The organism is Helicobacteraceae bacterium, from assembly GCA_031258155.1.
Lineage (GTDB): Bacteria > Campylobacterota > Campylobacteria > Campylobacterales > SZUA-545 > JAIRNH01.
The window spans coordinates 1-8,850 of the sequence record JAIRNH010000037.1 but is presented as its reverse complement, the minus strand read 5'-3'; the positions used below and the strand labels follow the sequence as shown (position 1 = coordinate 8,850).

Annotated in this window: 9 protein-coding genes; 7 read left to right on the top strand and 2 right to left on the bottom strand. The window is 47.3% G+C overall.

What is annotated here, in order from left to right:
* The coding region (locus tag LBF86_05190) for a substrate-binding domain-containing protein (GenBank protein ID MDR0664898.1) at positions 1–1,310 on the bottom strand (1,310 nt) is incomplete at its 3' end.
* The gene (gene glyQ, locus LBF86_05185) at positions 1,303–2,187 is read right to left on the bottom strand and encodes a glycine--tRNA ligase subunit alpha (GenBank protein ID MDR0664897.1); all 885 of its coding nucleotides are present in this window, start codon (positions 2,185–2,187) and stop codon (positions 1,303–1,305) included. The genes LBF86_05190 and glyQ, both read right to left, overlap by 8 nt.
* A 129-nt stretch (positions 2,188–2,316) precedes the next feature.
* Between glyQ and rfbF the strand changes: the two genes are divergently transcribed.
* From rfbF to LBF86_05150, 7 genes are all read left to right on the top strand, one after another.
* A complete protein-coding gene (rfbF, locus tag LBF86_05180) occupies positions 2,317–3,099 on the top strand; it encodes a glucose-1-phosphate cytidylyltransferase (GenBank protein MDR0664896.1) in 783 nt (260 codons plus the stop codon).
* The gene (locus LBF86_05175) at positions 3,096–4,205 is read left to right on the top strand and encodes a radical SAM protein (protein MDR0664895.1); all 1,110 of its coding nucleotides are present in this window, start codon (positions 3,096–3,098) and stop codon (positions 4,203–4,205) included. Before rfbF ends, LBF86_05175 begins: the two co-directional genes overlap by 4 nt.
* A 2-nt stretch (positions 4,206–4,207) precedes the next feature.
* Complete coding sequence (locus LBF86_05170) at positions 4,208–4,501, top strand: nucleotidyltransferase domain-containing protein (protein ID MDR0664894.1); 294 nt, start codon at positions 4,208–4,210, stop codon at positions 4,499–4,501.
* Positions 4,494–4,886, top strand: a complete 393-nt coding sequence (locus LBF86_05165; protein ID MDR0664893.1) for a hypothetical protein — start codon at positions 4,494–4,496, stop codon at positions 4,884–4,886. The genes LBF86_05170 and LBF86_05165 overlap by 8 nt, the downstream gene beginning before the upstream one ends.
* The gene (locus tag LBF86_05160; protein MDR0664892.1) at positions 4,879–6,048 is read left to right on the top strand and encodes an NAD(P)-dependent oxidoreductase; all 1,170 of its coding nucleotides are present in this window, start codon (positions 4,879–4,881) and stop codon (positions 6,046–6,048) included. The genes LBF86_05165 and LBF86_05160 overlap by 8 nt, the downstream gene beginning before the upstream one ends.
* The gene (locus tag LBF86_05155; protein MDR0664891.1) at positions 6,017–6,568 is read left to right on the top strand and encodes a dTDP-4-dehydrorhamnose 3,5-epimerase family protein; all 552 of its coding nucleotides are present in this window, start codon (positions 6,017–6,019) and stop codon (positions 6,566–6,568) included. The genes LBF86_05160 and LBF86_05155 overlap by 32 nt, the downstream gene beginning before the upstream one ends.
* A gap of 4 nt (positions 6,569–6,572) precedes the next feature.
* Positions 6,573–8,850, top strand: a 2,278-nt coding sequence (locus LBF86_05150; protein MDR0664890.1) for a 1-deoxy-D-xylulose-5-phosphate synthase, incomplete at its 3' end; no start/stop codon positions are given.

Sequence of the window (8,850 nt, the reverse complement as noted above, 5' to 3'; positions counted from 1 at the left end):
ATTAGCGGATACGATCCGTTTTGTATATTCTCGATCGTAGGCTCCACGCCGTTAATCGCTAATAGGCGCACGCCTTCGGCTTTCATCATGCCCGTAACGAAAAATCTAAACGAATAGCCTATCGCGCTGTCGGCGTTGCGGTAGTCGGCGACCGATCTAATAAGCCCCGCCATCTCGTCGCTTATTTCTTCTTCAAGCGCTTTTTGAAGTTTAAGCCCCTTCATAACATTGTTTTCCATCGTCGTTTGACTACCTGAATTATTATTACGCTGAAAGGCTAAAATCTTAGCGTCGTTTCCGCCGACTTCGCGCCAATTGGTTATCTCGCCCGTATATATCTTTTGAATCTGTTCGATCGTAAGGGATTTAACCGGGTTTTGCTCGTTTATCAAAAATACAAACGCCTCTTTACCTATCGGCGTTAGCGTTAATTCCGCGCCCGCCTCAAGCGCCTCTTTGCGTTGTTCGTCGGAGGGCGCGAGAACGAAAATTAGATCGACTTCGCCTTCGATCAGCCGTCTATATGCCCACGGAGTGGCGGAAGAGGTAAAATAGTCGTATTTAAAACTATGTTCGCTAAGATTATCCGGTTTTTTATACAGCGCTTTGGCGGCGGAGGCGTAGATCGGATAAAATGCCGTCGCGCCGTCTAATTTTGGCAAATTGTCGTAAAAACGGATCGTTGGCTCTTTGTTTAGCGCCGTCGTTTCTTCTATGTACTCATAGCCATATACGGGCTGCATATCGCTTAAATCGCTCGAAATTGTATATTTGTTTACGTAAATGATCTGCGCGGCAAAAATTAACAGCGCGGATAACGCGATAGCTAGCGAAATATATGTCGATTTTTTGAGGCTTATCGCGTCTTTTTTGCCTATCGCGCCAATAGCAAAACCGATCGCAAAGCAAGTATAAATCGCCGCTATAAAGCCAAAAAAATACATCAACGCCGAATCGTCGGGGCTAAGATGCTTGTCCGCGACATATTGGTAATAGATTATATTTACGTAAGCCAGCGCGACAATAAGCGGTAAAAATAGCGCGAAATAGGTTTTGAAATACCCGCCGATAACTGTTTTTCTGGCGGCGAAAAACCCTAAAAACGCCATAATTAAACAGTGGATCGCAAAAACTATCGTTTCCGGGTTGTCAAACGTTTCGCGAGAAAGCGCGCCCCACTCGCGTAATTTGGAGTAGGCGATTAGCAATAGTATAAGAACAATAAGCGCGACTAGCGGCGCGTAGATTAGCGTATAGGCGTATAGATTGCTTTTTAGAAAGCGCGCGATCGACGCGAAAACTTTACGCAAACGTTTTTGCCTTTTTTAACCGCTCTTCGCGCTCGCTCTCTTGCTCTTTGTATAAAACCGCGCACCCTTTGGCGAGTTCGCGCACGCGCAGGATAAATCTCGCCCGCTCGGTTTGGGAGATCGCCTTTCTCGCGTCAAGCTGGTTGAAGGCGTGGCTCGCGATCAGGCACTGATCGTAGGCGGGCAGCGGAAGTTTGGCGGCAAGTATCCGCTTGCACTCTTGCGAAGCGGCTTCAAAAAGCCCGAAAAGCATATCGGTATCGGCGATCTCAAAGTGGTATTTGCTGAACTCAAACTCGCCTTCAAAATGCACGTCCGCGTAGGCGAAGCGCTCGTTCCATTTGATATCGAAAACGTTATCGACGTTTTGTAGATACATCGCCAGCCGCTCCGTCCCGTAGGCGATCTCCGCCGCTACAGGATTGCACGGCAAGCCGCCGACTTGTTGAAAATAGGTAAATTGCGTTATCTCCATTCCGTCTAACCACACCTCCCAGCCAAGCCCCCACGCGCCTAATGTTGGCGACTCCCAGTTATCCTCCACAAAACGAACGTCGTGATTCTTGAGATTTAGCCCCAGATATTCGAGGCTCTTTAGATAGATCGTCTGAATATCGTCGGGCGCGGGCTTGATGAGAACCTGAAACTGATAATACGCGCCAAGCCGATTGGGGTTTTCGCCGTAGCGCCCGTCCGCGGGGCGGCGGCTTGGGGCGACATACGCCGCGCTCCACGGTTTAGAATCGAGGCTTCTTAATAGCGTCGCGGGGTGGAAAGTCCCCGCGCCGGCGGGCAGATCGTAAGGTTGAACAATCGCGCAACCTTGATCCTTCCAAAACGTTTGCAGTTTTAAGAGCAGATCGCTAAAAAAAATCATATTTCGCTTCCCGTAAAAAATCGAGATTTTACATAAACGCCGCTTTTTAAGGCGATTACGCTTTGAAAACGCCGCCGAAAAGATCGCCGCCGCTCGCGGATATAAGCGTTCGCGGATATAATCGCGGCTATGAAAGTAGTAATTTTGGCGGGCGGTTTTGGCACAAGGCTTAGCGAAGAGACGAGTATATTGCCGAAACCGATGGTGGAGATCGGCGGGCGACCAATTTTGTGGCATATTATGAAAATCTACTCGTTTTGGGGTTTTAACGAGTTTATCGTCCTCACGGGCTACAAAAGCCATATTATCAAGGAATTTTTTATCGATTATTACGCGCGTTATAGCGATATTACCGTCGATCTTGGCTCAAACTCGGTGGAGATTCACAAACATCGAACGGAGCCGTGGCGGGTAACCATGCTCTATACGGGGCAAGAGGCGCTAACGGGCGGCAGATTGGCGGCGGCGAAAGAAACGATCGGAAACGAGCGGTTTATGCTCACTTACGGCGACGGCGTATGCGACGTCAATTTGCGCGATCTGCTTGAAACGCATATAAAAAGCGGCAAAGTTGCCACGCTAACGGCGGTGCAACCAAGCGGCAAATACGGCGCGATCGCGATCGGCGAGGACGGCGTCGTCGAAAGTTTCAACGAAAAGCCCGACGGCGACGACGGCTGGATTAACGGCGGTTTTTTTGTGATGGAGCCGCGGATTTTCGATTATATCCCGCGCGAAAAACAGGCGATATTAGAGCGCGAGCCGCTAGAGGCGCTAGCGAGAGAGGGCAAACTCGGCGCGTATAAGCACAATGGGTTTTGGAAGTCGATGGACACCTTGCGCGACAAAAACGAATTGACGCAAATCTGGACGAATGGTGACGCGCCGTGGGCGCTGTGGGAGCAAAAATGAGCGCGATTTTACGGGCAAAAACCGATCGGCTGATACAGACGCGCGAGCTTAGCGCCGATCGCGCCGCGAACACGATCGCAAGCCAAGAGGCTATGAGAAGCGGTCTAAGTAGGCTAACAAGCAAACCGCAACGCTTTGTTTTCGAGATGACAAACGCGTGCAACCTAAATTGCGCGATGTGCGGCAGAAACTCCGCCGACTTCAAGCCGACGCGCTTTGATCCGTCGTGGCTTGCGAAATTCGAGGGCGTTTCGCGCTATACGGAAGAGGTTACGCTGATGGGCTGGGGCGAGCCGACGGTTCATCCGCAATTTGTCGAGTTTTTGAAATGGGCGAACCGCAAAGGTCTGCGAAAGTATTTTTGCACCAACGGAATGCGGCTAAACGATCTTGCGCCGCATATTTTTGAGGAGCAGGTCGATGTGATCGCCGTATCGATCGACGCGGCTGACGAGGCGTTAAACAACGAGATTCGGCGCGGCTCTAAAATGGATCGTATTTTCGGCGGGATCAAGGCGATTGTCGATCAAAAACAGCGGCTTAACTCCCCCTTTCCGTATATGAACTTTGTAACGACGCTGATGCGAAAAAACCTGCGCGAGTTTCCGAAAATCGTCCGTCTTGCCGCCGAACTTGGTTTGCAGGAGGCGAAGGGCGTTTTTCTTACGGCGTTCGACGAGACTCTTGCCAAAGAGTCGCTGTGGGATAGTATGGACGAGGTTCGCGCCGTTTTCGACGAAGCGAGCGAAAGCGCCGATGCGCTTGGAATTAAGGTCAAAATACCGCATTTGCGCGGCGAAGACCCTGCGGGCGAGCTGTCGCACAAGCCGTGTTTTACCGCGTGGCGCGACTTTTTTCTAGGTTCGGACGGATATGTCCGCCCGTGTATGAATACGCCGATCAAACTGTTTCATATCGATAAATACGACGATTTCGAGGCGATGTGGAACAGCGAGGAGACGCGACGCTTCCGATCGCTGGTGAACGACGAGGATACAATGCCCGATAGTTGCCGTTACTGCTACCAGTCGAGTTTTGCCAACTGGAATAAGCGATCGTCATGGTTTCAAACGGGACTAAAATTTTCTCCCGAATGGGAAAGATAGGTATGCGTATTAACGAATATGAAAAAGAGGTTATAGTCAAAGCCGTTCAAGCCGTCGATCCGCGCGCGAAAATATGGCTGTTCGGCTCTCGCGTTGACGACGACAAAAAAGGCGGCGATATAGATATAGCTATTCTTTCGGACGTTATTGCGCAGGATATATTGCAGAAGATTAAGGTTCGGCGCGAAATATGCGATAAAATCGGCGAGCAAAAGATCGATATTTTGACTTCGAAAAGCGGCGAAGAACCGTTTTTTAAACTAGCTCAAGCAAGCGGAAAGGCGCTCGATGAGTAGCTTAACAATCGACGTCTTGCGCGAAAATATAAACGCGCTTAACGAAAGCGTAAAAACCCTTAATAGTTCGCGCGATCAATGCGTAGCGATCGGCGTAAAGAGCGTTTATTCAATCGACGAGTTAGTATATTTTGAAGCTCTAGCGTCTAGGTATGCGCGAACAACCGATTTGCTAATACATAAAGTTTTGCGAAGTCTTGACGCGGCGGAGTTTATCGCTTCAGGCGCTATTATCGACGTCGCTAACAGAGCGGAGAAAAGAGGGATTGTCGATTCGGCGGATCAACTACGGACGCTTAAAGATTTACGCAATGAAATTTCTCATGAATATGTAGGCGCTAATTACGCTTCAAAATATCTTGAAAAAGACGCCGAGCATGAATAAGATTATCGCCGAAGATATACAAAATATATTGTCCGAGCCGCTTCCATGGCATGAGTTTGACGGCAAAACGGTTTTAATCACGGGCGCCGCAGGAATGATTGCGTCATATTTCGTGTATGCGTTTATGGAGTTAGATAACGTAAAAGTCATTGCAAACGCTCGCGATGCGAATAAAGCTGAGAAAAAATTTGGACAATATAAAGATAACCTTAGATTTTCGATGCTTGTCCAAGACATTTCAAAACCAATCCCCGCCGATTTAAACGCTGATATTATCATTCACGCCGCATCTCCTACAGGCGTTAATCTTAACGATTTTGTGGGCACGATTGCGGCAAATATAGAGGGCGCAAAAAATATTTGCGAATACGCCTTGCATAAAAAAGCGGAACATGGCGCGGACACGCGCGTGCTGTTTCTCTCGTCGGTGGCGATTTATGGCGTTACCGGTAAAAGCGATATTAGCGAAAGCGATTACGGAATTGTTGACTTGGACAATAAATTTTCCGTTTATGCGGAGAGCAAACGAATGTCTGAGACGATATTTAAAGCCTACGCAAGGCAGTTTGGCGTCAAGACATGGATCGCACGCTTGGCGAGTACTTACGGACCAGATTTTACTGAGAATAATCATCTCGCGCACGCGCAGTTTATAAAGCAGGCCAACGAATCGGAAACCATCTTGCTAGATTCGGACGGTTCGGTGATTCGTCCCTATACTTATGTTACAGACACGGTAGTCGGTTGTCTTACCGCGTTGCTTCGCGGCGAGACTGGCGAAGCGTATAATGTTTCCAATCCATATTGCGACGTTAAAATTATCGATCTTGCAAACATTATTGCTAACAGCTTTCACGAAAAACCGATCCGCGTTATCGCCAACGCCAAAGATCCTCAAAGCGCAGTGCATAATGATACAAAAGTTATTTCAATTGATGCAGGTAAATTGATCGCATTGGGTTGGCAACCTAAGGTCGATCTTAAAAACGGTTTTGCCAGAACGGTGCAAAGTTTCATCGCCGCCGACGTCGAGCAAAATTCCTCTCTCTCTCTCTCTCTCTCTCTCTCTCGGTCTCTTCTTATGGAGTGCGCGAGGACGCGGCAAACAGTTCGAAGGCGGCGGACGCTAAATGAAAACGCCGCCGTATTTGGAGGAGACTAGTTTGCCAGGACTAATGATTTTTTATCCTCATCAGGCGCAGGATGATCGCGGCTGGTTCAGAAAGATATATCAAATGGATTTTTTGAAAAATAACGGTTGGGATTTTAGTTTTATGGAGACATATTGTCATAAAACAAAAAAAGGCGTAATACGAGGTTTAGATTTCTCGCTCTCGCCCGATGATAAAAAGATGATTTATTGCGTGCAGGGCGAAGCAATGGCGGTGTTTGTCTCTCTCGCAAACGGAGAACATCAGGGCAAACGCAAAACAATTGAGTTAAGCGGCGACGATCCAAAAATAGTGTTACTTTCAAACGGGTTTTGCTCGTCGGCTTTTGCGAAGACAGATATCATTATGGTAAATTCTAGTTGTTTGGCATACCAGCCGAATATTAACTTTAAGATCAATCCTTACGATCCCGATCTTGCTATCGAGTGGCCCGCGCATATTTCTACGCCGCCGCCAATTCAAGGTTATGTAAGTTTTGCTCAAGCAAAAAAACTGATAGAGGAAACGTAATATTATGTATCTAGAGCAAATACTATCTCCGCGAGATTTAAAAACGCTTGACATATCGACGTTGCCCGCATTGTGCGAAGAGATACGAAAATTCATCTTAGAGGGAGCGTCTAAATATGGCGGGCACATTGGACCAAATCTTGGCGTAGTTGAACTGACGGTCGCGTTGCATTACATATTTGATTCTCCCAAAGATAAAATTGTATTCGACGTGTCTCATCAGGCATATGTTCATAAGATGCTAACCGGCAGAAAAAATTTATACGACGTTTTTAGAGATCGAGGAGCGAAGAGTACATACCAACGCCAAAACGAAAGCGAACATGATTTTTTCGATCTAGGGCTGACGTCAACTTCTGTATCTTTAGCTTCGGGACTAGCAAAAGGCAGGGATATTTTATCCGGCGACGAAACAATAATCGCCGTTATCGGAGACGGCTCGTTAAGCGGCGGGCAGGCGTATGAAGCGTTAAACAACGCCGCGGTTCAATTTAGTAGCGTCAAGAGTCGTTTTATTGTAATTGTCAACGACAATGAGTATTCTATTGCGCTTGGAGCGGGCGGTTTACACAATCATTTGCGAGCTCTGCGCGAATCAAAGGGGCGGCTTAATAATAATATTTTTAAGGCGTTGGGTTATAGTTATATCTATCTTGAAAATGGAAATAATGTTGAATCTTGCATAGATGCAATCAAGCGGGCTAAAGCGATCGATAATCCCGTTGTGGCGCATGTGCATACCATCAAAGGCTATGGTTGCAACTATATCGCTAAAGATCCTCCAAAATGGCATTGCGTGTTTACTCCTTTTAACGCAAAGAGCGGAGAGGCGCTAATTGATAAGACCGAGGCAGGCGTTAACTACGCCAAGGTTGGAGCCGAGCACATTGATAAAATGATGGAAAAATATCAAGAGATTGTTGTGATTGTAGCGGGTAATCCAATACTTGGGAAAAACTTTGCGACGCGCCACCCGTCAAGATATATTGACGTAAGCATAGCGGAAGCTAACGCCGTTTCGTTCGCGTCTGGCATAGCCAAATATGGCGCAAAACCATTTGTGTTTATTGAAGGCGCGTTTATACAGCGAGCCTACTCTCAATTATTGATTGACCTTGCGCTAAACAAAAATCCCGCCGTCATAGTGTTACATGGATCGGGCATTATATTGCAGGACTCTACTCACTATGGTATTTTTGATATTCCGTTGATTAGTCATATTCCTAATTTAGTATGCATATCTCCAACTTGCGAAACCGAATATAAAACGATGCTTGACTGGGCTTATAAGCAACAATTTCCAATAGTGATCAGGTTAAGCAGAGACGATAACGACTTTAGGGATGGATCTGGCGTTATGATCGCGCCTATAGAACTAAACAGATACGAGATAATTCAATATGGTAAAGACGTGGCTATCATCGGACTTGGCATATTTTCAGCTATAGCAAAAGACGCATCGGACATATTAGAAGACTATGGCATTCGCGCGACATTAATTAATCCGCGTTTTTACTCCGAGTTAGATATAGAAACATTAACTAAAATAGCCAAAGAACACTATCTAGTAGTTACTATAGAAAATGGCATAAGAGAAGGAGGATGGGGCGAAAGAGTAGCCGCGTTTTACGCACGGTATGAAGCGCATAATCATGCGCCGTTAGTATTGAATTTAGGAGCAAACAAAGAGTTTGTCGATTGGATACCGTTTGCAGAATTGCTAAAGCGTTATGAGCTAACGCCAAAACAGATAGCCGAAAAAATACTAGCGATTACGCAAAAACATAAAAAAACAGCGCAAAACTTTGCGTTGCGCGAGGCGGAAATACGCGGCGTATATTATGGACGCGTTCAATATTCACAAGATGATCGCGGTAGTTATACAAAACTGTTTAGTTCGGCTTTTTTAAGGCAGTTTGGCTTGTCGTTTGAGCCAAAAGAGATCGCTTGCGTAACCGCTAAAGCGGGGATAAAGCGCGGTTTTCACTTTGACGGCGATAATCCTCCAAAAGTTGCCTATTGCCTTACTGGTAAGGTTATGGCGGTCGTCGTTGATCTGCGCGCGGATTCCGACACCATCGGACAATTGCAAACATTTGAGCTTTCCGGATTGTCGCAAACGCTGTTGTTTATCCCCGACGGCGTTACTCTTGGAACGTTTACGGTTGAGGATTCGCTACTTGTTTATGCTTCCGGCAGAGATTACGGCGCAAACCGCGGCTTCGGGGGGGGGGGGGCCCCCCCCCCCGCCCCCCGGCCCGCCGCCGCCCCCGCCCCCCGGC